The sequence below is a fragment of the Marinobacter subterrani genome (genome assembly GCF_001045555.1).
In the GTDB taxonomy this organism is placed as follows: Bacteria; Pseudomonadota; Gammaproteobacteria; order Pseudomonadales; family Oleiphilaceae; genus Marinobacter; species Marinobacter subterrani.
The window spans coordinates 34,902-60,737 of sequence record NZ_LFBU01000002.1 but is presented as its reverse complement, the minus strand read 5'-3'; the positions used below and the strand labels follow the sequence as shown (position 1 = coordinate 60,737).

The 25,836-nt window shown below is 56.4% G+C and carries 21 protein-coding genes and 1 tRNA gene; 13 read left to right on the top strand and 9 right to left on the bottom strand.

The features are described 5' to 3' along the window. Nucleotides 1-2: 2 nt before the first annotated feature. On the top strand, nt 3-560 hold the full coding sequence (gene gmhB / locus msub_RS16165) for a D-glycero-beta-D-manno-heptose 1,7-bisphosphate 7-phosphatase (protein ID WP_048497194.1): 558 nt from the start codon (nt 3-5) through the stop codon (nt 558-560). Nucleotides 561-595: 35 nt separating this feature from the next. After that, nucleotides 596-672 (top strand) — tRNA-Pro (locus tag msub_RS16160). Between the two features lie 130 nt (nt 673-802). Here the strand turns inward: msub_RS16160 and msub_RS16155 are convergent. From msub_RS16155 to msub_RS16140, 4 genes are read right to left on the bottom strand one after another with little or no spacing between them, the layout of a single operon-like run. Then, entirely contained in the window at nt 803-1,867 is a 1,065-nt protein-coding gene (locus msub_RS16155) for an AbrB family transcriptional regulator (protein WP_048497193.1), read from the bottom strand. 17 nt (nt 1,868-1,884) lie between these two features. Further along, complete coding sequence (locus msub_RS16150) at nt 1,885-3,345, bottom strand: tripartite tricarboxylate transporter permease (RefSeq protein ID WP_227506826.1); 1,461 nt, start codon at nt 3,343-3,345, stop codon at nt 1,885-1,887. Between the two features lie 60 nt (nt 3,346-3,405). Then, a complete protein-coding gene (locus msub_RS16145) occupies nt 3,406-3,849 on the bottom strand; it encodes a tripartite tricarboxylate transporter TctB family protein (protein ID WP_048497191.1) in 444 nt (147 codons plus the stop codon). Beyond that, complete coding sequence (locus tag msub_RS16140; RefSeq protein ID WP_048497190.1) at nt 3,846-4,832, bottom strand: Bug family tripartite tricarboxylate transporter substrate binding protein; 987 nt, start codon at nt 4,830-4,832, stop codon at nt 3,846-3,848. Before msub_RS16140 ends, msub_RS16145 begins: the two co-directional genes overlap by 4 nt. A 161-nt stretch (nt 4,833-4,993) precedes the next feature. On the opposite strand from msub_RS16140, the gene msub_RS16135 reads away from it, so the two are divergent. The 5 genes from msub_RS16135 to msub_RS16115 all read left to right on the top strand — a co-directional run bounded on the left by msub_RS16135 (nt 4,994) and on the right by msub_RS16115 (nt 13,088). Continuing rightward, on the top strand, nt 4,994-5,662 hold the full coding sequence (locus msub_RS16135) for a response regulator (RefSeq protein WP_048497189.1): 669 nt from the start codon (nt 4,994-4,996) through the stop codon (nt 5,660-5,662). Continuing rightward, entirely contained in the window at nt 5,659-7,053 is a 1,395-nt protein-coding gene (locus msub_RS16130) for a sensor histidine kinase (RefSeq protein WP_048497188.1), read from the top strand. The genes msub_RS16135 and msub_RS16130 overlap by 4 nt, the downstream gene beginning before the upstream one ends. 1 nt (nt 7,054) lies before the next feature. After that, a complete protein-coding gene (locus msub_RS16125) occupies nt 7,055-8,089 on the top strand; it encodes an ABC transporter substrate-binding protein (protein WP_048497979.1) in 1,035 nt (344 codons plus the stop codon). Between the two features lie 109 nt (nt 8,090-8,198). Then, nucleotides 8,199-11,726 (top strand): type I restriction-modification system endonuclease, encoded by a 3,528-nt coding sequence (hsdR, locus tag msub_RS16120; protein ID WP_048497187.1) that lies wholly within the window; start codon nt 8,199-8,201, stop codon nt 11,724-11,726. Between the two features lie 222 nt (nt 11,727-11,948). Further along, on the top strand, nt 11,949-13,088 hold the full coding sequence (locus msub_RS16115) for a Fic family protein (RefSeq protein WP_053077980.1): 1,140 nt from the start codon (nt 11,949-11,951) through the stop codon (nt 13,086-13,088). Between the two features lie 10 nt (nt 13,089-13,098). Here the strand turns inward: msub_RS16115 and msub_RS16110 are convergent, their stop codons facing one another. Then, a complete protein-coding gene (locus msub_RS16110) occupies nt 13,099-13,842 on the bottom strand; it encodes a hypothetical protein (RefSeq protein ID WP_048497186.1) in 744 nt (247 codons plus the stop codon). A gap of 197 nt (nt 13,843-14,039) precedes the next feature. Here msub_RS16110 and msub_RS16105 point away from each other — a divergent pair, with 197 nt between their 5' ends. Genes msub_RS16105 through msub_RS16095 form a run of 3 tightly spaced genes read left to right on the top strand, consistent with a single transcriptional unit; the run spans nt 14,040 to nt 17,544 of the window. Beyond that, nucleotides 14,040-15,608, top strand: coding sequence for a class I SAM-dependent DNA methyltransferase (locus msub_RS16105; protein ID WP_048497185.1), 1,569 nt, complete (start codon nt 14,040-14,042; stop codon nt 15,606-15,608). Continuing rightward, on the top strand, nt 15,605-17,116 hold the full coding sequence (locus msub_RS16100) for a restriction endonuclease subunit S (RefSeq protein ID WP_082146570.1): 1,512 nt from the start codon (nt 15,605-15,607) through the stop codon (nt 17,114-17,116). The genes msub_RS16105 and msub_RS16100 overlap by 4 nt, the downstream gene beginning before the upstream one ends. After that, nucleotides 17,113-17,544: a hypothetical protein gene (locus tag msub_RS16095; protein ID WP_048497184.1), complete on the top strand. Its 432-nt coding sequence runs from the start codon at nt 17,113-17,115 to the stop codon at nt 17,542-17,544. The genes msub_RS16100 and msub_RS16095 overlap by 4 nt, the downstream gene beginning before the upstream one ends. A 37-nt stretch (nt 17,545-17,581) precedes the next feature. On the opposite strand, the gene msub_RS21300 is transcribed toward msub_RS16095, so the two are convergent. Next, nucleotides 17,582-17,806: a hypothetical protein gene (locus msub_RS21300; protein WP_082146569.1), complete on the bottom strand. Its 225-nt coding sequence runs from the start codon at nt 17,804-17,806 to the stop codon at nt 17,582-17,584. A 74-nt stretch (nt 17,807-17,880) separates the two neighbouring features. Here msub_RS21300 and msub_RS16090 point away from each other — a divergent pair, with 74 nt between their 5' ends. After that, nucleotides 17,881-18,240 (top strand): hypothetical protein, encoded by a 360-nt coding sequence (locus msub_RS16090; RefSeq protein WP_048497183.1) that lies wholly within the window; start codon nt 17,881-17,883, stop codon nt 18,238-18,240. A 28-nt stretch (nt 18,241-18,268) separates the two neighbouring features. Here msub_RS16090 and msub_RS16085 read toward each other — a convergent pair whose 3' ends face one another. The 3 genes from msub_RS16085 to msub_RS16075 form a co-directional block, all read right to left on the bottom strand. Beyond that, on the bottom strand, nt 18,269-19,603 hold the full coding sequence (locus msub_RS16085; protein WP_156182829.1) for a hypothetical protein: 1,335 nt from the start codon (nt 19,601-19,603) through the stop codon (nt 18,269-18,271). Between the two features lie 10 nt (nt 19,604-19,613). Then, on the bottom strand, nt 19,614-19,859 hold the full coding sequence (locus msub_RS16080; RefSeq protein ID WP_048497181.1) for a hypothetical protein: 246 nt from the start codon (nt 19,857-19,859) through the stop codon (nt 19,614-19,616). Between the two features lie 346 nt (nt 19,860-20,205). Beyond that, a complete protein-coding gene (locus tag msub_RS16075; protein WP_048497180.1) occupies nt 20,206-21,789 on the bottom strand; it encodes an FMN-binding glutamate synthase family protein in 1,584 nt (527 codons plus the stop codon). Between the two features lie 354 nt (nt 21,790-22,143). Between msub_RS16075 and msub_RS16070 the strand changes: the two genes are divergently transcribed. Together msub_RS16070 and msub_RS16065 are read left to right on the top strand one after the other, a co-directional pair. Then, nucleotides 22,144-24,510: a sensor domain-containing phosphodiesterase gene (locus msub_RS16070; RefSeq protein ID WP_048497179.1), complete on the top strand. Its 2,367-nt coding sequence runs from the start codon at nt 22,144-22,146 to the stop codon at nt 24,508-24,510. Then, complete coding sequence (locus msub_RS16065) at nt 24,462-25,823, top strand: sensor domain-containing diguanylate cyclase (RefSeq protein ID WP_082146568.1); 1,362 nt, start codon at nt 24,462-24,464, stop codon at nt 25,821-25,823. The genes msub_RS16070 and msub_RS16065 overlap by 49 nt, the downstream gene beginning before the upstream one ends. Nucleotides 25,824-25,836 lie beyond the last annotated feature (13 nt).

Genomic DNA, 25,836 nt, shown 5'->3' with positions numbered 1-25,836 from the left:
CAGTGCTGATCATCCTGGACCGGGATGGGGTCATCAACGAATACGATGGCAACTACATCTGCTCAGCGGATGAGTGGCACCCGATTCCCGGCAGCGTCGAAGCGGTGGCACGGCTCTGTAACGCCGGCCACCGCATCGCCATCGCCACCAACCAGTCCGGCATCGCCCGCAGCTACTTCAGCAGCGATGATCTTGATGCCATGCACGACAAGCTGGAGCACCTTGTGGAAGCCCAGGGCGGCTGCATCGACTTCATCGCCTACTGCCCCCACCATCCCGACGACCACTGCCGCTGCCGCAAACCACTGACGGGGCTGCTGGACCAGATCCGCCAGCATTTTCACCTGGCCAGCCTTGGCGGCGCCATCATGGTCGGCGACAGCCGCAAAGACCTGGAAGCGGCGCACACGGGAGGGTGCCGGGCCATACTGGTAAGAACCGGCAACGGCCAGGACACCGAGCGCCACCTGGACGCCAGGCCCATACCCGGCGCCAATGTCACCATCTACGACGATCTCAGCAAATTTACGGATGCCCTTTTATCCGCCGGGGGCTGGTAAAACCAAGGCGAATCCGTATAATACCGGCCGTTGATCGGCGTGTGGCGCAGCTTGGTAGCGCACTTCGTTCGGGACGAAGGGGTCGCAGGTTCGAATCCTGCCACGCCGACCATTTTCCCGCTTTGTTTTCCTTCTGAATTCCTTAGCTCGCTTGGTTCCCACTAATCTCATGTCTGCAATAGCCAGCCCTTGCTCGGCATAAAGGCAGTGGTGCTCATCAGCCCATGGGCAACGGCACTACCTCAATTTCTTTTTCTTATACACGCAAAGAGCAATGGCATAGCAAGAATCAATACACTGATCCGCAGCAGGTGGTGGGAAGTCACAAAGGCCGGTTCAATGCCCAGTGACAGCGCCACCAGACTGAGTTCGGGCGCCCCGCCCGGCACATAGGCAAGCAATGTTGCAGCTGGTGAATAACCGGTTACGACGTGGCCCAGCCAAGCCGCCACTGCAGCAATCAGGATCAATATGAATGCCTGGAACACAGAAACTACCAGGTTGAGCCTCATCGCCGCCAAAGTCGTTCCCAAAAATCGAACACCAATCGATACACCAATAACAATTTGGGCCATGGCGGCTATCATCGGCGGGATCGCGGCTTCAGAAACTCCGGTCATGTGAAGCGCAGCGGATACGAGTACGGGTCCGAACAGAAGCGGATTGGGCAGGCGCAAGCAAAGTCCCAGCCACGCGCCCCCAACACCTGCACCGACCAAAATCACAGATTCGCCGATTGATGGCATGAACAACCATTGAGCCAAAGTAGTCGTGCCTGGCTCCAGATTGACGTGGCCGATGGTGTTCAATATCAGTGGAATAACGAGCAGTAAAACCAGGATTCGAACTGCATGGGTCAGGCCCACGATGCGCAAATCCGCGTCGGAATCTGCTGCCATAAGCGTAACCGTGGAGATTCCGCCGGGCATTCCGGAATAAATGGCGGTCGCTAATGAGTTACCCGCGACGCGATAACTCAGCCACACCGAAACCCCGGTCATAAACAGGGTTCCCACGAGCATAATGACCAGGCTGGCTCCCCAATCGCCGAGGTTGCCGGCCACATTCGGCGTAAAGGCCGACCCCAGCATCACGCCGATTACAGCCAATACCACTTTGCGCGATGCCCTCGGTGGTGACAGCCGAACGTTCATCAGGCTAAGCACCGCAGTCACGAGCATCGCGCCCAATAACCAGGGCAGGGGCATGTCAGCGGCATAAGCAAGACCGCCGCCACTGGCGCCAACAAAAGTCGTTGGCACCAGTCTCCAGCCCGCTTTGAAACGTACCGTCAACGCATCAATCACGTCAGTCTAATCATGGTTCAGGCGTCAACCAAAGCCTTGCGAGGCAACACCTTTGGTACCAGCCATGGCAATACCAAAAGAAGGACCGCCGCAATCCACAAACCGACTGAGATACCCGATTGCAAGAGGATGCCAGGATCACCGCCGCTGATAGATAATGCACGGCGCAGATTGTCCTCCATAAGACCGCCCAACACGTAGCCCAGAATGACCGGCGCCAGCGAGAATCCCAGCTTACGCAGCGCGTAACCGAAGAGGCCTATTACCAACATCATGTAGATCGCCATCAGATTGGAGTGCAACTGATAAACGCCCACAAATGCGAGGATTGCGATACCTGGAACCAGGGTCCAGCGGGGAATCGTAAGCACCTTGGCGAACACGCCAGCCAAGGGCAGGTTCAGAAGCAGCAACATAATATTCCCGATATACAACGACGCAATCAGGCCACCAGCCACTTCCGGGCGCTCTGAGAACATCATAGGCCCGGGCGTGATGTTATAAAGCATCAACGCACCGAGCAGGACTGCGGTGGTGCCAGAGCCTGGAATACCCAGTGTCAACATTGGTACAAACGAACCCGCAGCGGCGGCATTATTTCCCGCCTCTGGCGCTGCCAGACCACGCATGTTGCCAGTCCCGAAGGTATTGTCCTTGTCGGACAGGCGCTTCTCAGTGGTGTAAGCAACAGCACTCGCAACAGACGCACCCGTACCGGGTAGAACACCGACAATAAAACCAATGACACCGCTGCGCAGCATGGCCCACTTACAGTGGAGAACCTCCTTGAGGCTGACCATCACCCGGCCAATAGGAGGCATCTTGTCGCTGGAGTCCTTATGGTGGGCATGTTCAAGCATCAGCAGAATTTCGCTGATCGCAAACAGACCAATGATCATCACCACAAAATCAACGCCGTCGTATAGCTCTGCCATACCAAAGGTGTAACGCAGGACACCGGTACCGGAATCCACGCCAACCATGGCGATCAGTACCCCCAGTACCGCGCCGATACCGGTCTTGATCGGATCCTTACCCATCATCACGGCCATGGATGCGAAGGCAAATACCATCAGGGCAAAGAATTCAGCCGGGCCAAACATCACCGCCACTTTCGCAAGCATTGGCGCAAAAAGCGTGAGGCCAATAATCGCGATCGTCGCTCCAACGAACGAGCTGACGGCAGACAGACCCAGTGCCGGTCCTGCGAGTCCTTTTTTGGCCAGCGGGTGACCATCAAGGGTTGTCATCACCGCACCGGCATCGCCAGGCACATTGAGCAGGATGCTCGACATGCGTCCACCGTACTCGGAGCCGGTATAAACGCCCGCCAACAGAATAAGTGCGGATTCCGCCGGCAGGCCCAGCGTGTAGGCAAGCGGCATCAGAATGGCAATACCGTTGATCGGGCCGATTCCCGGCAAGGCTCCGAACAGGGTCCCGAGCAAGGCGCCCATGAAAGCCAGCCCCAGATTCATGGGGGTCAGAGCCACTTCAAAGCCCTGGATCAGAAAGTCGAACATGTCAGGCTCCTCAATTTAAATGGGCAACCAGCGGCCGCCTGGCAATGAAATTCCAAGGCCCAGCGTGAACAGGTAATAGCTTCCCAGGGCCATCAGAACGCCCGCCGTCAACGCTTTAAGCCACGTAGCGTCAAACAGGCGTGACAGTGAGAACACGGCAAAGAATGTCGTGATCAGAAAGCCCAGACGGGTGAACAAGAGTGCATAGACAAGCAGAACAGCCAGCACGCAAGCCAACTTGAGGACGACTCGCTTCTCCGGCCATTCCCCGTTTGCTCCGGGGCGGATTACCAACACCAGAGATAGGCCCGTCAGAATGAATGAAAGCAGGATCGGAAAGGCTCTTGGTCCGACGGGCTCGTAATTGAATGTTGGCTGAAGCTGGTAAGCCTGGAAGGCGGCGAGTGCCGCCAAACCGATCAAGGCTATTCCCAGAATACGGTCGGCGGCAATTCTCATTTTATCAGTCCTACTTCTTTTGCGAGCCCCTTGAACTCGGCGACCTGATCCTTGACGTAAGCGTCAAAGTCATCGCCGAAACGGGACATGGGGAATAGTCCACGGGCCTCACGCAGTTCCGCGAAGGTCTCATTTTTGGCCAGGTCCTCAAGTTTACTCACCCACTGCTGGTAAGCCTCATCGCTGACTTCCGGGCCCATGTAGTAACCACGCCAGATTGGCCACTGTACGTCGTAGCCCTGTTCTGCCGCCGTGGGGATGTCCTCGTAAGGTCCCTCCAACCGTTCCTCAGAAAGCGCGGCAAGAACACGAACCGTGCCGCTCTCAAGGTGCGAGCGCAGTTCAGAAAGGTCACCTGTGTAAACATCGATATGCTCGCCCAGCAGAGCCGCCAGTGACTCACCACCGCCTTCGAATGCGACGTAGCGAAGATCCCTGGGAGATATGCCTGCGGCCTTGGCTGTCAATGCCGCCTTCATCCAGTCCTGGCTACCGACAGTGCCACCGGCGCCAAACACGATTTCTCCCGGCTGCGTCTTCAGATCTTTCATCAGGGCACCCAGGTTGTCCCACGGAGCATCAGTCTTGACCACGATGGCACCATAGTCGGCACCCAGAGCGCCAAGCCACCGCACCTCATCGGCGTCGTACTCACCGAACTTGCCCAGTGCGAGGTTAACGGCGGCGCCGGTGCTGGCTGCAACGATCAGGTTGGGGTCGTCAGGTCTCACGCCGTTAACGTGGTTATAAGCGACGGCGCCGATACCACCCGGCATGTAACTGACCATCATTGGTTTGTCGATCATTCCGGTTTTCTGGAGGCCATTCGCTGCCAGGCGACAGGTCAGATCATAACCACCGCCAGGTTTTGCCGGAGCAATACACTCGGTTGTTTCGGCTTGAGCCTGCGCTGTACCGACCATGAGCGCAGCGCCAAGAACAAGCGATACAGACGATCGAAGAAATACAGAGTTGAATCTCATTGAGGACTCCTGTTGTATTTGTATTTGTTTTCCGCAGAGGCGTCAGGAAACGTCTGTGCGGTTCACCGCCATAGTGACGACGTGAACCATTGTATGGACCCAACCTGTCATCAACCTGTCAGTGATCTATGATTGTCACTCCCTTATGAGATACCGAATTCATGCGCCTGCTTATCGTCGAAGACGACCCGTTGATAGCCGACTCCCTCATCAAAGGGCTTACCCCGCTGGGCAACACGGTGGAGGTGTTCTCCAACCTGAGAGAGGCAAGGTCGGCTATGGCGGTCGGCCATTTCGATCTGTTGGTGCTGGACCTGGGCTTACCAGATGGCAGTGGCCTTTCATTGCTGTCAGAACTCAGAAAAAAAGGTGACGTCACACCTGTTATGATCCTGACCGCCCGGGATGGCGTGGCTGAGCGCGTTCAGGGGCTGGACCTCGGCGCTGACGACTATCTGACCAAGCCGTTTTCGATTGCGGAACTTCAAGCCCGGGTGCGCGCCCTACTCCGGCGAAGCCAGCGGCGCACCGACAATCAACTTCGATTCGGACCACTATGCTTCGACCCTGCCTCTGGGGAGGTGACATTGCACGATGAACGCCTGGACCTCCCCCCCCGGGAACTGGGGTTAATGGAGGGTCTTTTGCTCCACGCCGGACGCATTGTTCCCAGGGAGCAACTGATTGATCGACTGTTCGGTTTCGGAGAGGTCGGCCCCAACGCACTTGACCTGTATATAAGCCGCCTGCGCAAGCGTCTGTCGGGAACGGGGGTTCGCATCCGCACGCTGCGAGGCCTGGGCTACCGGCTGGAGGATGATGTCGCGTGATCGTCGTCGACGGAACGCTGAAAAAACGCCTGGGGGGTTGGCTCTTGGCTGCCGTTGGCGTGCTTGGTACGTTTCTGCTTGTCGAGGCCTACACCAGCGCCCAGCGTGCAGCCAATCGTGCTTTTGACAGTCAGCTTGAAGCTGCGAGCCTTACCATCACCGAGTCAATTCAGTGGCAGGACGGGCGCCCTATCGTCGAGATACCGCCCGCGGCCTTGCAGATTCTCGCCACCGATCAGCAGGAGCGAGTGTTCTATAGCATCCTCGACGCAGGGGGCGGTGAAGTGACGGGCAATCTCGACGGTTTCGTGACCGATTCGTTTCGCGAGGAAGCCGAAGGCCACCCCGTGTGGAAGTTCGTTCAGTACCTTGGCGCACCCATCAGGCTTTACGGGCGTGAACTGAAGTCTGCTGGTTGGGAATCCGTGGAGCCGGTGCAGATCTGGGTCGGTCATACCCTCTCGGGTCGTGATGCCCTGGCAAGGGACCTGTTCATTCGAGCGGTGACCCGTTTCCTTGCCATGGTTATGCTGACGGGGCTTTTGATGTTTTTTGCGATTCGAACTGCCCTCGGCCCGGTACGCCGCTTACGGCAGCTTATTCGCCAACGCGATGCCGACGATGTCAGCCCGTTAAATGCCAAGGTGCCCGGGGAACTCTACGACATGGCGGAGACCTTGAACTCGCTTTTTGAGCGGCAGCGTGAGGGGCGCGACGCCCTATTGCGCTTTACCGCCGACGCCAGCCATCAGCTCAAGACACCGCTTGCCGGTTTACAGAGTACCAGCGAACTGGCGCTGAGGAGCAGTCGCCCGGAAGACTGGCGACGTGCTTTGCAAACGGTGCATGACAGCACCTCAAGAACCAGCCGTCTGGCAACACAGCTACTCAGCCTCGCCCGCCTCCGCCACGATGAAGGCGGCATCCCAACCCGGATTGATCTGTCGAACCTGATGCGCGAGACCGTGATGGAATGGGCGGAACGCAGCGACGCGCGGCATCACGATCTGGGCCTTGGGCCAATGCCTGACAGACCCGTTTCCATTCGGGGCGAGGCCTGGTCATTGCGGGAGATGATTGGCAACCTGATCGACAACGCCCTGCGTTACACTCCGCCGGGGAGCGAAATCACGCTGGGGCTGGAGCTGACACAGGACACAGCAACAATGACAATAAAGGACAATGGGCCTGGCGTAAGTGGTGATCTGCTGGACCGCCTGCACCAGCCTTTTGAGCGCGGAGGACGACAGGACACAGAAGGCTCGGGTCTTGGCCTGTCTATCGTGGACTCAATTGTGCGTCGCCACCATGCCACTCTCAGCATTGAAAGCAATCCTGGAGAGGGCCTGGAGGTATGCGTTCGATTTCCTGTCTCGGGAGACTGTGCCTGAAATGAAGATATGGGTTGCAGCAATGCTCATCCTGGCGTGCGTGACGCCCGCCACGTTGATGGCGCAATCGGGAATGCCTTTGAATGTCGAGGCCGCTCTTGACCGGCAGGTGGTGGCTCCCCTGCTTGATGCTTTTGAGCGCGTCTATCCGGAAATAGACCTGACCTACCACGACAAATCCACTCTGGAGGTCGATCGAATTGTTCGCGACGAGAGACCTGCTCCAGACGTGGTTATTAGCTCGGCCATGCCCTGGCAAATGGCACGGGTCAACGAGGGGCTGGCACAGCCATTGAACAGTGGCGTCGCCCAGAAGTGGCCGGAGTGGGCGAAATGGCGCGACGAGGTTTTCGGTTTTACCTTCGAGCCGATAGTTACTGTGTACCGGCTCAACCTGGCAAAACACATGATGCCACCCACCACCCACGCCACCTTGAATGCCATCCTGAGGAGCCACAGGGAGTTACTGCGTGGGCGTGTGACCACCTATTCCCCTTCGGGGAGCGGCATCGGCTATACGCTGTTCCAGCAGGATGCGCGCTACTCACCCCGGTTCTGGGATCTGGTCGCCGCTATGGGTGCAGCAGATGTCAGCCTCGAAAACAGTACTCAGGCTATGCTCAATGGCCTCACAGATGGCACTTATTGGGTGGGGTACAACCTGCTGGGTTCGTACGCCATGCATTGGGCCCGAAACCATCCAGACCTTATCGTGCAGATACCCCAGGACTATGCCCTGGTGATGATGCGCATGGCATTCATCCACAGAGACGCACCCCACCCGGCGGCAGCCAGGGTATTCATGAATTTCCTGCTCAGTTTCGAGGGCCAGAAGATCCTCGCCGGGAGTACCCCCTTATTCAGTGTGTTGCCGGACGTCACCGGCCCCTATACGGCCCAGCGGCTACGTGACCAGGTTGGCGATAGCCTTTACCCCATTCCCATCAACGCTGGCCTGCTGGCTTTTGTCGACCCGATGCGGCGGGCCGCTTTTATGAATCGCTGGAACCGGGAGATACAGATTCTGAGTCCATAACCACTACATAAACGTTGTGTCATGGCCTGCTGCCCACAGGGGCACTGCGTTTCTGTATCCTTGATAAGTCTGCTAATGTTCTGCCGTAAGACTGTCGCGGAGGGATACATTGAACAAGGCAACGGAATTCATCTCCGGCAACTTTTCGTTTCTGTCAGAGCACGATGCTTTATTCGTCGAGCTGGCCGAATCCGCCGAGCGTGCCTTCGCCAGTGACCCCAACACCACCCTGATCAAGCTCCGCCAGCTTGGCGAAGCCCTGGCCCAGCACCTGGCCGCGCGCTCCGGCATCGAGTTTGATGAACAAACCAGCCAGTCCGAGCTTCTATACCGCCTGAACCGCGAATTGCGGCTGGAACCGCAGATCAAAGAGCTGTTCCATATCCTGCGCATCGAGGGCAACAAGGCCACTCACCAGTTCCGCACCCAACACAAAGAAGCGATGGATGGCCTGAAAGTGGCGCGAGCCCTGGCAACCTGGTTTCACCGCTCCTTCGGGAAAGCCGGTGCCAGCTTCAAGCCCGGCCCCTTTGTACCGCCAGCCGACCCCAGCACCCAGCTGCGCCAGCTGCAGAGTGACATCGAAAAGCTCCGCCACGATCTGCAACACGCCAATATGGCGCTGGACAGCAGCCAGCAGCTCAGCCAGCTGATCGAGAAAGAGAAGGCCGAATACGAAGCCCTGGCCGTGGCCATGGACGAAGAATCCCGAGCCCTGGCCAAACAGGCCCGCCAGCACGAACAGGCCTTGAGCCATCAGCAACAGGCCTACGAGCAGAAGATCAAAGCGCTGCAACAACAGCTCACGGAACAGGGCGAACAGACTGTTAACCAACAGCGCCAACAGGTAGCCAAACAGACCAAAGCCGCTACCGACACCCTGGTACTGAACGAAGAACTCACCCGCATCCTGATTGACCAGCAACTGCAGGACGCCGGCTGGGAAGCCGACAGTCAGGACATCACCTTCCAGAAAGGCGCACGCCCGGAGAAAGGCCACTACCGCGCCATTGCCGAATGGCCCACCAACCACAACGGCGAGAAGGGCCGGGCGGATTATGTGCTGTTTGTTGGCCTCACCCCCATCGCCGTCGTGGAAGCCAAGAAAGAGAACACCAACGTCGCCGGCAAAATCCGCCAGGCCGAGCGCTACAGCAAAGGCTTCAAGATAGCCGCACCGTTAGTGGGTGCGTGGGAGGTAACAGGCCGCACCATTGCCTGGCCCGCCGATGACAACGGCCATTACCACGTACCTTTTGTCTATTCCTGCAACGGCCGGCCCTACGTACCGCAACTGGCGGAACAATCCGGCACCTGGTTTCGGGATGTGCGGGAGCCCAGTAGCCTGAGCCGGGCACTGCCGCAATTCCACACCCCCGGCGGCCTGCTGGATTTGCTCGAACGGGACAAGGGAAACGCCGAGAAACTGTTAAAACACGAGCCCTTCGGCTACCTGAAACTTCGGGACTACCAGCAAAAAGCCATCATCGCCACTGAACACGCCTTGGCTCAGGGTATCCGTTCCACACTTCTTGCCATGGCCACCGGCACCGGTAAAACCCGCACCATCATCGGTTTGATGTACCGGTTTCTGAAGACCGAACGCTTCCACCGCATCCTGTTCCTGGTGGACCGCACCGCTCTCGGACAACAGGCCATTGATGCCTTCAACGAAGCGCCTATGGACCAGAACCTCACCCTCAGCAAGATTTATAATGTTGCCGAGCTGGGTGACATGGCGGCCGAAGCAGAAACCCGCATTCAGGTCGCCACCGTGCAGGCCATGGTCAAACGCATCTTCATGAGCGAGAACCCGCCGCCGATCGACCGGTTCGACTGCATCATTATCGACGAGGCCCACCGGGGCTACACCCTGGACCAGGAAATGACCGAAGGCGAACTGGCCCTGCGGGACACCAGCCAGTATCTGTCGAGCTACCGCAGGGTACTGGATTACTTCGATGCGGTGAAAATCGGCCTCACCGCCACCCCTGCCAGGCACACCAGTGAAATCTTCGGCAAACCCGTTTACACCTACTCCTACCGGGAAGCGGTGGCAGACGACTGGCTGATCGACCACGAACCGCCCATCCGTTACGAAACCCTGCTGACCCAGAATGGCATTACCTTTGAAAAGGGCAAACCCGTCGAAGTCATCAACACCCAGACCGGGGAAGTGGACACCACCGAACTGGAGGACGAACTCAACTTCGAAGTGGATACTTTCAACCGCCGGGTGATCAACGAGAACTTCAACCGGGTGATCTGCGAACAGCTGGTGCAGGAGCTGGACCCGTTTGGCGACGAAAAAACCATGATCTTCTGCGCCACCGACCTGCACGCGGATATGGTCAAACGCCTGCTGGATGATGCCTTCAAAGACCTTTACAACGGCCAGTACAACGAAGCCGCTGTGGCCAAGATCACCGGCCAGAGCGACAAAGTGGATCGGCTTATCCGCCGCTACAAGAACGAACGCTACCCCAACATCGCCATCACCGTGGACCTGCTCACCACCGGCATCGACGTACCCCGCATCTGCAACCTGGTATTCATGCGCCGGGTACGCTCACGCATCCTGTACGAACAGATGATCGGCCGCGCTACCCGCCGCTGCGACGAGATCGGCAAGACCGTGTTCCGCATCTACGACCCGGTGGACATCTACGCCGCGCTGCAGGATGTGAACACCATGAAGCCCCTGGTGAAAGACCCCAACATCACCCTGGAACAACTGGTGGAAGAACTCACCGACGACGAGCAACTGGGAAAGGCCATCAACAGCCCCGGCGAACAACCTGATGAAAGCCAGGCCGATGTGCTACTCAGCCAGCTCAGCCAGAAACTCATGCGGGTGCTGCGCAAGGCCGACAACAAAGCCGAAAGCCGGCCAGCGCTGAAACAGAAACTGGATGAACTGCACCAGAGCTGGGGCGTGGAGCCCAAATCCCTGCATACCCACCTGCATAAGCTCGGCCCACGGCAGGCTTCCGAGTTCATCAAACAGCACAGCGGCCTGCTTAACCAACTGGCAGAGGTGAAGTCGCTGGTGGTCAGCGACTACATGCCGGTTATATCCGACCATGAAGACGAAATCCGCGAGCGTATCCAGAGCTATGGCGTGCACGATAAACCGGAAGACTACCTGGACAGCTTCAACGAGTTCATCAAACAGCAGCTCAACCAGTCCGCCGCCCTGGCCGTGGTGGTCAACAAACCCCGGGACCTCACCCGGGAACAGCTACGGGAAGTAAAACTGCTGCTGGACAACCACGGCTACTCCGAAGCCAGCCTGCAAACCGCCGTGCGCAACCAGACCAACAAGGACATTGCCGCCAGCATCATCGGCTACATCCGCCGCGCTGCCCTGGGCGAAGCGCTGATTCCCTTCGAACAACGGGTAGCCGAAGCCATGGACCGTATCCTCACCCAGCACAACTGGACCCACAACCAACGCACCTGGCTGAATCGCCTGGCCAAGCAACTGGTACACGAAGTGATCATCGACCGGGAATTTGTGAACCACCGGTTTGCCGATGACGGCGGCGCGAAGCAGATGGACAAGGTGCTGGGGGAGCAACTGGATACGGTGCTGGAGGAGCTGAATGAGGCGATGTGGCCGGAGCGGAGCGCCTGATCAAACTATGTTTACGGCATCGACATTGACCTGATTTGCATCCGGTATTCTTGTACAAAGCATACACAAGTATCTTTGTGTACGGCCTCTAATACAGTAACAAGCTTGCTTATGGCATTTTCCTGTTCTTAATACACAAAGAGCTTTTTGTATGGTAGATTACACACAAATATATTTGCGTATTAGATAACGAATAATTTCATACAAAAGGATACTTGCAACGTGGAACCCTACGTCCCTGACACACTACCGCTCAAAGACCTGGACTACGTCCAGCTCATCACACTGGTCGGGGAAGCCAATTCAAAGCTGGCCGAGTACAGTGGCCTCCTGCAAGGCATTGTAAACCCGGCTGTCATGCTCTCACCCCTGACCCAACAGGAGGCTGTACTTTCCTCCAAAATAGAGGGTACACAGGCAACCATTGAAGAGGTTCTGGAGCGAGAAGCCGGCCAGAAATTTGATGACCAAAAGAACGAAGACATCAACGAAATACTCAATTATCGTAAAGCGTTACGTCTGTCCCAGGACCACCTCAAAGATGGCCGGCCGATAACGCTGAACCTGTTACTTCAACTCCACAGCATTCTGCTGGACAGTGTTCGGGGGCAGCACAAGTCTCCTGGCCAATTCAGAAAAGAGCAAAACTGGATTGGGCGTGCTGGCTGCGCAATTGAGCAGGCGACATTTGTGCCACCTAACCCATTGCAGCTACCAAATTATCTGGAGTATTGGGAACACTACCTGCGGGCGGATGATTTTGACGTGCTGGCACAGACGGCAATCGTCCATGCTCAGTTCGAATTACTGCATCCATTCAAGGACGGGAATGGCCGGATTGGCAGGCTTCTGATTCCCCTATTCCTGTACTCAAAAAAGCGGCTCTCAAGCCCGATGTTCTACCTATCGGACTATCTGGAATCCCACAGAGAAGAGTACTACCAGCGACTGTCGGCCATTTCTCAACAGGGGGACTGGACAGGATGGATCAAGTTCTTCCTTGGCGCCATCGTCCAGCAGGCGGAGGTTAACCTTCGTCGGGTTCGGCAAATCATGGCGCTCTATGAAGACACCAAGACCTGGATCAGGGAAACTACACATTCCCAGCATACACCGCTACTTCTGGATGGCATTTTTGACCGCCCCATCTTCAGTACCAGTGATTTTGCCAAATGGACAGGTATCCACCGGCAAACACTCCACGGCTTGTTACGTCAACTGGTAAAAGAGGATGGGCCGCTGATTATCCTACAGGAAGGACAGGGTCGCCGGGCTTCAATTTACGCCTTTCCAGAACTTCTTAACATCTGTGAAGGAAAAGACATCTTTCCGACTACCAACAGCGACACCGCCAATAGCTAACCCGAAAAGACTATGGCTGCCTGCCAACCCCATCGTTTTTGCTTTTCTCAATCGGCTTTGGCCACTCGCTGGTGGGAACATTCAACTCCGAAACAAGCGGGAGTAGATGCTGAGCCACATCGTCCACGTTGTGCCAGTATTCTTTGGAGCTCCGGGCATAGCGGATTTCCATGAGAATATCTGGCCGAGGCTGGATATATAAATCGCCATACATCTCTCCCCGCTTGGGGGAGGAGAACGTACTGACGCAAACCTTATGGCCTGCTTCCTCCGTTACAACGCTGAAGTGCCTCCCCAGTATGGCAGTTCCAAGCTCAACTGCGTGCTGATGACAATCTTTGAAGTGCATGAGTGACTGTTTACCATATCGACTAATCATTCTTTGATTAACAGCCGGGTCCTGAAGCAAATCGGGACGATCTTTTGTAAAAAAATCTACGAAAGGTGACGTGCCATCAATAACCTTCGTGGTAATTTCATAACGCGGGCGGCCACGAGCCTCTTTATCGACATAGAGAGCAGACACAGTATGGAATGAACAGTCTCGCTGCAGCTCCACAAAACTGCCCAGATTTGCGGTCTGGGGCAACGTCTGAAGAAGAGGTGTCATCGAATAGCATAATCCCTTATCTGCATCGAACTCAGGGATAACAGGCTTGTCTTCCGGGCCACAGGCGGTCAGGAATGTAACAGACAGCGCAGCCACAATTCCTCCAACTCTGCTCTGCAGAACACGTTTCAGTGGGTTCAACATCAAACAACTCCTTGTCACTCTGAAGGCACCTGCTCAGTCCTGTCGCAGGCAACTAGCACGGCATTGGGCCGCCAAGCGCCCGGACTATATCGCAAGGCATTCTGCAGTCCAAACATGACAATCGAAAAATTGGCATAATCGACACCCACATTGTGTACTGCGCCCATTGCCAGGCATTCACCAATCCGGAAGTAACAATGACCAACAACGACATCGTCCAGAAACTCTGGAACCTCTGCGACGTTCTGCGGGACGACGGCATCAACTACTCGGACTACGTCACCGAACTGGTGCTGCTGCTGTTTATCAAGATGGTCCATGAAAACACCGAAGCCGGCACCCTGAAAAAGCACCCGCTGCCGGAAGGCTGCCGCTGGACAGACATCAACGGCAAATCCGGCATCAACCTGCTCAACGACTACAAACGCATCCTGCTCAGCCTGTCCACCGGCAAGGACGGTGACGGCACGCTGGTGCATGACGACCCGCTGATCAGCGCCATCTACGCCGACGCCCAGACCCGCCTGCGGGAGCCGCGCCACCTGGAGCAGATGATCAAGACCCTGGACCAGATCGACTGGTTCAGCGCCCAGAAGGACGGCCTGGGCGACCTGTACGAAGGCCTGCTGGAGAAAAACGCCAATGAAACCAAATCCGGCGCCGGCCAGTACTTCACCCCCCGCGCCCTGATCAACACCATGGTGCGCTGCCTGAAGCCGCAACCCGGCGAGCACATCCAGGACCCGGCGGCGGGAACGGCAGGCTTTCTGATTGCCGCCCACGAATACATCAAAAGCCAGACCGACGACCTGTACGAGCTGAGCGACAAAGACAAAACCTTCCAGACCACCCAGGCCTATGTGGGCATCGAACTGGTCCCCGGCACCCGCCGCCTGGCCCTGATGAACTGCCTGCTGCATGGCATGGAAGGGGACGCCGAAGGCGTGGTGCACCTGGGCAACGCCCTGGGCCAGACCGGCGCCGGGCTGGAAAAGGCCGACGTAATCCTCGCCAACCCGCCCTTCGGCACCAGCAAAGGCGGCGATGCCAGCATCACCCGGGACGACCTGACCTACAAAACCAGCAACAAACAGCTGGCCTTCCTGCAGCACATCTACCGCAACCTCAAGCCCGGCGGCCGCGCCGCCGTGGTACTGCCGGACAACGTCCTGTTCGAAGCCGGCGTGGGCACCGACGTGCGCCGGGACCTGATGCACAAGTGCAACCTGCACACCCTCCTGCGCCTGCCCACCGGCATCTTCTACGCCCAGGGCGTGAAAACCAACGTGCTGTTCTTCACCAAGGGCAGCGCGGCGGACAAATACCAGGAAGAAAACTGCACCGAGAGCGTCTGGGTGTACGACCTGCGCACCAACATGCCCAGCTTCGGCAAACGCACACCCTTTGGCGACCAGCACCTGAAGCCGTTTGAAACCGTGTATGGCAACAGCCCCAACGGCGACAGTGATCGCAAAGAGGGCGAATACAGCTTCCATTCCGACGCCATTAAGCTGCCCGAACACAGCGACGAAAACGAAGGCATCGACCCCCGCCTGGCCCACAGCCGCTGGCGTAGCTTCAGCCGCCAATGGATTGCCGAACACAAGGGCGACTCGCTGGATATTTCCTGGCTGAAAGACAATGACAGTGTGGATGCCGCCAATCTGCCGGAGCCGAGTGTGTTGGCGGGTGAGGCGATGGGGGAGCTCAGGGCGGCACTGGGTGAGCTTGAAGCACTGGCGACAGCTCTGGAGGGTGACGCGTGAGTGAAACAGATCCTGCTCCAGAGAATTGGCCACGGTGCTCGCTCGCAGATATTGTTGTACTAAACCCCAAGAATGATGCCAGCGCCGAGCAAAGGGCAGGCTTTGTTCCAATGGCACTGGCTCCTACCGATTATCACGGCGCGCTGCACTACGAAGAAAAACTATGGGGCGAGATTAAAAAGTCCTATACCAACTTCGCTGATGGCGATGTCATATTCGCCAAGGTGACTCCCTGTTTCGAAAATGGTAAAGCAGCCATTGTGCGCGATATGCCGGCCGGAATTGGCGCTGGGAGTTCGGAATTCTACGTCCTCAGGCCAGCCAGCAAAGAGATTTCATCAAGCCTGCTTTTTGCGATCATCAAAACTCAGTCGTTCATGCAGCAGGGTGCAGAAAACATGACGGGGGCAGTGGGTCTGCGTCGAGTTCCGCGAGCATTTGTAGAAGCATTTCCGTTAGCGTTACCGCCCTTCGCCGAACAAAAAGTCATCGCCGACAAACTCGACATCCTGCTGGCCCAGGTGGAAAACACCAAAGCCCGTCTCGAACGCATCCCGCAAATCCTCAAACTCTTCCGCCAGTCCGTGCTGGCTGGGGCGGTGAGTGGGCGGTTGACGGAGGAGTGGCGGCGCACCCATTCGCCAACGGAAAATTCAGATCAGCTACTTTCTCGTTGGGAAAAGACTCGTTATGAGATGTTTGACGAAGCACAAGGCAAACTACTGCAAAGTAGAAAAATCAAAAAAATCAGGAAATTTAAAGCGCCATCCAAACCTGACATCGATACAGCGCCACCACCAGATACTCCCGACAGCTGGACGCTAGTGAGTGTTTCGCAGTTTGCTGAATGCTTAGATCACATGAGGATTCCAGTGAAGAAAGATGATAGGGCTACAGCTAAAGGTCTGTACCCATACTTCGGTGCTAACGGGGAAGTTGATAAAGTCGATGACTATATTTTTGACGGAGATTTTGTCCTCGTCACGGAGGACGAGACATTTTACGGTAGAGAAAAGCCCATTGCTTATCGTTACTCCGGCAAATGTTGGGTCAATAACCATGCACACATCCTGAAAGCTCCTACCAAGTCTGCCAACGACTATCTCTGCTATAGCTTGATGCATTACAACGTCATCCCTTGGCTTTCTGGAACTACAGGGCGCGCAAAGCTCACACAAGCGGCTTTGAATTCTTTACCAATGGGCCTGCCTCCAGAAAATGAGCTCAATGAAATCGTCCGCCGAGTAGACCAACTCTTCGCCCGCGCCAACCGCATCGAACAGCAGGTCAACAACGCCCTGGCCCGCGTCAATAACCTCACCCAGTCGATCCTGGCCAAGGCCTTCCGGGGCGAACTCACCGAGCAATGGCGCAAGGACAACCCGGAACTGATCAGTGGGGAGAACAGCGCGGAGGCGTTGCTGGAGAGGATCCAGGCAGAGCGGGCGGCACAAAAACCCGCGGCACGCCGCAAAAAAATCAGGAATACCGAACAGGCTGAAAAATGACCCAAGAAATCGAACACTCGACCACTGTATCGGTCAATTGTCCTGCCTGTTCTGCCGTCAACGAATTGGACCAGCGCCGCCCTATCGAATGCGAAAAATGCCAGAAACCGATCACGGGGCAGAAGTATGGCACACGAGGTGCTTTACCGGCGGTTCTGGCATTCACGGTTGGGTTTACGGGATACGGCCTTGTGGATCGCAATTTCCTGGACGCCAAACGTTATCCCATGGAACTGGAGTATGCGATGGTGAACGCATGCGCAAATGGGGATTTGAGCGTCCTGCCGCGTGAACTGTATGAGTCGAAGCAGGAAATCTGTCTCTGTGCTGTGGGAAAGACCGTGGAAGCGCTGCCATACAATGAGTTTGACGAACGAAAGTCCGAACTCAGAGCAATTCTGTCTTCCAGTGCCAACGAATGTTGGTAAAACGGGGGCAAGCATGCCCCCGCATCCCCACGTCTAATTAACGTGAGGGCCGATTATTACCGCGCCCTTTACCGGAAGGTTTACCCGTGGTGCTCGGTCCGTTAGGTGGCCGTTGACCACCGGAAGCCATATTTTTGGCAGCTACGGATTGCGCTTTCGCTGCAAAAGAGCCTTTCGGTGTGTTTCCACCATGCTGTTTTGCGGTAGCGCTCTGAATACGTGCAGCAGCGGCCGGCGACATCGGTGTTTTTGCTTTGCTCATGGTATTTCTCCATCAATGTTTGGTTTATGTCCCCGCTGGGACCGTTCAAAAGATACAGAGGGGGTCGGGGACAAATGGGGACTGAACGAACGCTGGAGCTTCAGAAAGCGATTGAGTCTTTGATCGCGAGAGTGGGCTGGTCACGCAAGGCGCTTGCCCGACAGCTGCACTGGGAACTGAATGACACTGATGATGATGAAGAGCTGAAACGTTTCGAGGAGCGTCTCAAGAAGGAACTAACGCGGCCTACTACCAAACCCGAGCTGCTTGAGCGTTACCTTGACATTCTGCGCCAATTACCTGATATCGAGAAGGCCGGGCTTGTTATACCGCAGTATGTCGCTACCAAACACATGGACCCGGATATTGAGTCCGTATTGATGGATATCTCGAAGAATCTTTCAAAGTCACTCAAAAATGATCGACAAGATTAAATCTCGTTTCCCGAAATCGCGGAATCTGTCAGACCAACGCGGCAACAACAGCCCCCACCACCAATAGCATCAACACAAAGATGGTCGCCTTGTTATCTTTGAGGAATGATCTGACAAGCTTCCAACTACCTGGATGATAACGAGTCTGTACGAAATATCGTAACGATGCCTCGTCGCGCTTGGTGCTGATCATATATGCCGACAGTTTGCTGTAAACCATGCCGGCTACTAACAGAGTCAACGCTACCAACAATATCAATTCCGCGAGCGAAGGAATCGTCAACAGTTGATTTTCCGGCACTGGTGCATAAAACGGCCGTGCGACTATTCCGAAGAACAGTGAGAGTAACGCCAAACCCCAGCCGATATAGACTCTGTACGTAGAGCGGATTGAATCTTCGATTGAACGGAAATTCCTGGTTCTCGACTCCTGGACCTGAAAAGAACTGCGGAGCGAATCGATGTAACGCCCCTCTCGCTGGTGAAGATCACCATCGATCAATTTTCGAGTGTGCAAGGTTGTTAACAGCGAACCCATATAGCTGAGGATTCCCAGGGCATCGTCTGAATACAGTCCTTGCTCTTGGGTCAGTGTTCGCTTGATGTGGGTAAGTTCCCGCTTCAACTGGCACAACATCTTTAATGCGGCTTCGAGCTTGCCATCTCTGGATGGGTCATAGGGAACGATCGTGGTGAGGGAGTCCTGCTCAGCCTGATGATGTTTATGGGAGTGAAGCGAATACTTGATGTAGTAGTACGCTTGACGGGTAATCAGGTATTTTTCGTTATCGGACAGTGAGCGGTGCTGTTCCGTGGGGGTGGAAAGATAAACCAGTCCGCCGGACGTGGCCTTGAAGTCCACTCGCCAGAAGCCCATTGTTTCCAACTCGCCCTTGAGCCGGTCGTAACACTGATTGAGCTGACTTCGCGATTTATCCCAACCATCAATATTGCCGTTGGCACTGTTATAGACTTTCTGGGCCTCGTGAATCGTCTGAAACCATGACTTTTCGCGGTTTTCGGCTTTGCTGCCTTCCTGTTCACTGGTCGGGTAAACGTAGACTCTGCCAAGCAGTTCCCGATTATCCATGCAGGCACTTTCTGACGCCTCGGCGAGCACAAATACCCGGAAGGAACCGTCGTACTCGTCGTCACTGAGACGATCCTGCCAGTTGACCTTCGACTGCAGCATTACCCGACGTGCATGATGATCCTTTTGCGCCAGATAACCGAAATTGATGTGGTTGGTTTTATTGTCCTTGATATCCTTATTCGTGAAGCCGCCAGATATTCCTGGCTTCATCAAGCCGAAATCAAGATGGCCGCTGATACAGGGTATCCAGCCAAGATACTGATATTCCATTGAGTTGTGGTCAGTCCATTAACCGTTTGTACCAGACAAGCGATTCCATCTGATCAGGAATAATTTTGGAAGATTCTTTATGCAGGCACATGCCATGGGAAAGGGAAGATCCAGCAGGTTTCACACCCTGACGCTCAAGACGACTTGCTTTATCAATCATCTTGTTACGGAGTTGCCATTCACCCGCGAATTTCAATGCCAGGTAAGCAAATACTCCCAGTGCGACAATCCCTAGCGCAACTGATAACGTCAGCATAATCATACCCTGTTAACTTATTGAGGTCGCAGCATTCTACGCAGTCGCCCTAAAATGATCAAATTTCCATCAAATTGGAATGCTGCCTGCCTGAATGTTTGATCCTGAGATCTTTGCTCACATAACCTAAACTATAGTAAGCCCTTTAAGACTTGGCAATACACTCTGGTAGGCCCGTTGCACACATGGCGACCCCCAGCACTTCGAGCAGCCAGTCCCCCAGTTGCTGATCGTCTTCCACGCCGTCCTTAATGAACCGGTCCTCATATCAGGTTGGGGCCCCAGAAGGGTCATACAGGTGTTGAACAGGGCCTGCTCGGCAGCATCACTCCCAAGACTGGCGATGTTAAAAATGCCCGGCATCGGCTCTTTGCCAATCCGCCCGGTAGGCGTCCGGAACCTTGCCGTTCAGAAAGTCGCCCGGCTCGACCCGGGGGTGCATCTCCCGGTAGGTGCAGGCCGGGCCGTATTCCGGCCGGTGGTATATGTGCTCCGGGCCAAGCAGTTCCGGCGAATCGAGGCCCAGTGCCCCCGTAATATCAAGGAATGACTGCATCGTTGCATGGTGGAAATTGCGGACCCGCACCGCCTTGGAGGGCACATCCAGCGATTTTGCGCGCGCCGGATTCTGGGTGGCCACGCCGGTGGGGCAGGTGTTGGTGTGGCAGCGCTGGGCCTGGATGCAGCCCACGGCGAACATGAAGGGGCGGGCGGCATTGCACATGTCGGCCCCGAGGGCCAGCTTGGTGACCATATCGAACCCCATCGCCACCTTGCCACTGGCGATCACCACGATTTCCTCACGCTTGCCGATGCCCCTCAGGCAATTATCGACAAACGGCAGGGCTTCATTGATGTAGGTGCCGATAAAATCCTCAAACTCTGCAGGCGCGGCACCGGTACCGCCTTCGGCGCCGTCTATGGTGATGAAGTCGGGCTGGATGCCGGTTTCCAGCATGGCCTTGCAGATACCCATGAAATCGTCGCGTTTGCCCAGGCACAGCTTGAAGCCAACGGGCTTGCCGCCGCACAGTTCGCGCAACCGGGCGACAAATTCAAGCAGGCCGGCCGGGGTATCGAACTCGGGATGCCGGGCCGGCGACTGGCAGTCTTTCCCTTGCTCTATTTCCCGGGTTCTGGCGATTTCCGCATTTACCTTGGAGCCCGGCAGCAGCCCGCCGTGGCCGGGCTTGGCGCCCTGGGATATCTTGATTTCAATCATCTTCACCTGGTCCGATCTCGATTTCTTTCTGAAATCCTCAGGATCGAAATCACCGTTGCGGGTCCGGCAGCCAAAGTAGCCGCTGCCGATTTCCCATATCAGATCGCCTTCGTGCACCTTGTGATAGGGGCTTATCGCACCTTCGCCTGTGTCCTGGGCAAAGTCTCCCAACCTGGCGCCTTTGTTCATGGCCAGCACGGCATTACTGGAAAGCGCCCCGAAGCTCATGGCAGAGATATTCAATCGTGACGAGTGATAGGGCTTGAGGCATTGCGGCCCGCCGATCCAGATGCGCGAGAAACTCGCGTCAACCTCCTTCGGTGAAACTGAGTGCTGGCAAAAGTCGAACCCCGCCCCTTCTACGTCTCGCCGGGTGCCGAAAGGTTCGGTATCGGCCAGGCCGTCGGCCCGCTTGTTGACGATTTCCCGCTGTTCGCGATTGAAGGGGCGCCCGCTTTGCCCTGACTCAAAAAAGTATTGGCGCAATTCGGGGCGGACAAACTCCAGCAGGTAGCGGATATGCCCCAGGACAGGGTAGTTGCGCAGAACGTTGTGAGTGGAGCGAAGATCTCGCGCGCCCACCAATACAAGTGCCGGAAGAATCCCCCAGGGCAAGAGCCAGACCGGGTTCCAGAGGTAGAAAACAACACCCAGCAACACCGTGATGGCGACAAACAGAAAGTAGAGTGATTTTGGCGATCCCAACATGGTATTACCCTGATTTGCCCATACTCCATGAGCATGAACCATCAAAGGCAGACCCTCAACGACGCAGGTTTATTGGTTGTCCGCTTAGCCGTTGAATTTCCTGGTAAATCTTCGGCATTAGGAACGGATATTAAATTTCATTAAACCAGCCACATGGTTTAAGTGCAGGTCTTCCCGGAGACCTGAGGAGCCACACCATCAAACCGGCGGGAAATTTTCTGGTTTGGTGTCAAACCATCTGGCCAAACGAGAAGAATAAACCCATAGTGTTAGCCAGAGAGAGCGATTGAGAACGAGCTCCACTTACTGGTTGCAAGGTTCAACCAAACCCTGAACCTTTGCGGAGACAGGCCTATGATAAACCCAGGCATCGAAAGGCGCAGGCTGGCCGCGCTCGATCGTTTGGGTATTCTCGATACCCCACCGGAAGAGCGCTTTGAGCGGCTGACGAGGATCGCTCGACAATACTACGGCGTGAAAACCGCGCTGTTCTCCGTGCTGGATGAAGATCGCCAGTGGTTCAAATCCCGCCAGGGCCTGGATACCACCGAAACCCCGCGGTCGGTCGCGTTCTGCGATTACGCCATCCAGCAGGACAAGCTCCTGCTGGTGGAGGACGCTACCCGGGACCCCCGGTTTCAGAAAAACCCCCTGGTGACCGGCAAACCCCACATCCGCTTCTACGCCGGCATGCCCGTGCGGGAACCCAGCGGCTTCAAGATTGGCTCACTCTGTATCATTGACGACAAACCCCGGCAATTCAGCGAGATCGATCTGGATATCCTGCGCAGCCTGGCCAGTATTGTCGAGGATGAGCTGGAGCGCTCCTACATCGACTCGGACAACAACGAATATGTGCCCGTCTCCCATCTGGGCCGGGCCATTCACCGGGCCCAGAATGTATTCCTGACCAGCGATAACGAACGGGCCGCCTTCGAGCTGATGCTCAGCGATTTGCTGTCGCTGACCGGCAGCCAGTTCGGCTTCGTGGGCGAAGTGCTCCACCGCCAGGACCAGACCCCGTACCTGAAAATCGGCGCCATCACCAATATCGCCTGGAGTCCGGAAACCCAGGCTCTGTACCAGGAAGTGGAGCGCCGTGGGCTGGTGTTCGAGCGCCTGGACAACATCATGGGGCGGCCCATGGTGACCAACGAGGTGATTGTCTCCAATAACCTGGCCTCCGATGCCAGGCGCGGCGGCCTGCCCAAGGGTCATCCGCCCATCCGGAGCTATATCGGGATTCCGGTGTTCTCCGGCGAGCGGCAGGTGGGCCTTGTTGGCCTGGCCAACCGGAGTGGTGGTTACAAGGCCAAGCTCGCCGAAGAACTGGAACCGCTGATGCAAACCGTCGGCAACCTGATTGAGCGCAAGTGGCTGTACCAGGAAAAGCGGGAGCATCAGAAAAGTCTCGAGCAGGCTGCAAATTACGACGCACTGACCGGCCTGCCCAACCGTCGGCGGCTAACGGAGCTGTTTGAGCAGGAGCTGCAGGAAGCCAATGAGCGCAATGGCCTGGTCTCGGTATGCTTCATTGATCTGGACGGATTCAAGGAAATCAACGATGAGCATGGCCACGCCGTCGGCGATGCCGTGCTCAAATCCGTGGCCAGCCGCCTGCTGACCAGCGTACGCACCCACGACGTCGTTGCCCGGCTCGGCGGCGACGAGTTTGTCGCCATTCTGCGGGATGTGGATGACGAGCGCGTCTATGCCCGGCTTCTGGACGCCATCCGCCAGCCCATCAGCTACAAGCACTATGTTCTGCAGTTATCCGGCAGCATGGGGGTGACGGTCTATCCGGATGATGATGCCGATGCCGACCTGCTGATTCGCCACGCCGACCAGGCCATGTACGCCGCCAAGGAAGCGGGCAAAAACACCTACACCCTGTTTGACCTGGATTCCCATTTTTCCCGCAAGGAACGAGTGCGGGTGATTGAACAGATCGGCGATGCCATCAGACTCGGCCAGCTCGAGCTCTACTACCAGCCCAAGATCTGCTTTTCCCGGCGCACGGTCGTCGGCTTCGAGGCACTGCTGCGCTGGAACCACCCGCAGGAAGGACTGCTGGGCCCCGGGCATTTTCTCGACCACATCGAATACACCGAATACGCCCGCAGCGTGGGTAATTTTGTCATCCGGGATGCGGTCAGCCTGTTGCAGGATTTCGAACAGAAGGGGCTGCCCTATACCCTGAGCGTAAACCTCAGCCCGTCGCATTTTCTCGGGCCCGGTTTCCATAACGACCTGGCCCGGGCTTTGGCCGATTGCTCAGGGGCTGTTCGCGCCAGACTGATTCTCGAGATTCTGGAAACCACCGCGCTGGACGATACCGACCGGGTTCTGCAAAACCTCCGGGCCTGCGACGAGCTGGGCGTGGATATCTCACTCGACGATTTCGGCACCGGCTACTCCTCGCTGGATCTTTTCCGCCGCCTGACCGCCCAGGAGATCAAGATCGACCGTTCGTTCGTGATGGATATGCTGGAGAACACCGACAGCGCAATGATCGTCAGCGCCATCATCAGCCTGACGAAAAGTTTCAGGCGCCGGCTGGTTGCCGAGGGCATTGAATCTGCTGCGGTGGAAGCAAAACTCATGGAACTTGGCTGCGACCTGGGGCAGGGTTTCTTCTATAGCAAGCCCCTGCCACTCGGCCAGGCTCTGGAATGGGCAAAGAACTTCAGCTGGGAGAGCAGAGCACTCAGCGAGGCCTGACTGTAAAAGACAGCGTGACGGAACACATGGAACTGACACCGGAAATCCTACTGAAAGCGATTCTTGAAGGCACCGGGGCTGGTACCTGGGAGTGGAACCTCGACACCCAGGAGGTCATCTACAACGAACGCTGGGCCCAGCTTCTCGGATACAGTCTGGCAGAGCTCGAACCCGTCAGCTTCCAGACCTGGGAAAGCCTGTGCCATCCCAGCGATCTGCAGGAGGCGAGAAACGCGCTTGCCAGCTATCTGGGCGGCGGCAGCCAGAAGTTTGAATGCGTGATCCGCATGCTCCACAGGGATGGCGACTGGCGCTGGATCCACACCCGCGGAACCCTGCTGACCAGTCAGGATGATTCAGGCACCCGCTGGCTGATGGGCACCCACCTGGATGTCACGCGGGAGAAGATGAGCGAGCATCAGCTGGAGCAACTGTCCAAGTCCCTGCCGGGCATTATCTACACCTTTGTGCTGGAACCGGACGGGCGCTATTACTTTTCCTACGTCAGTGAAAAAACCTGGGATTTTTATGGGGCCAGGGCAGAAGAATGCCTGGACGACCCGGACAATATCTTTAGCCTGATTCATCCGGAGGATCTGCCCCGGGTGCACGAAAGTATTGCCAGGTCTGCTGAGACCCTTGAGGAGTGGGTCTGCGAATACCGTGTCCGGGCAAGGGGTACCTGCTACTGGCTGAAGGGTGTCTCCCGGCCGGAAAAAGAACCGGACGGCCGGATCATCTGGCACGGCATGACCATCAATATCGACATCCAGAAAAATCTCGAGCTTGAGCTTGAGCAACTCTCGATTACCGATGAGCTGACCGGCTTGTACAACCGGCGCTACATGCTCCGCAAGCTGCAGGAATCGGTCGCGGAGGGCGAACGCTACGGCGCAACCTTCTCGCTGATTTCGCTGGATGTCGATTTTTTCAAGGCGATCAACGATTCCTACGGCCACCCGACCGGCGATGCCGTGCTGATACGATTCGCCGATATCATCGCATCCCGAACCCGAAAGTCCGACACCGTTGCCCGTACCGGCGGCGAGGAATTCATTATCCTGATGCCAAAAACCGGCCTGGCCGAAGCCGAACAGGTGGCGGAATCCCTGCGGCTTGCCCTGCAATCCGAGCGCTTTGTCAGTGATGAGGGTGAAACCTTCACCGTTACTTTCAGCGCCGGGGTGGTCAACTGGTCCGCCGAGGAGCAGACACTTGCTGTCCGGGATCTGCTTTCGGCCTGCGACCAGGCACTGTACGCGGCCAAACGATCCGGCCGTAACCGGATAGTGGCCAATGGCAACGACGACTGATGCCGGCAGCGGC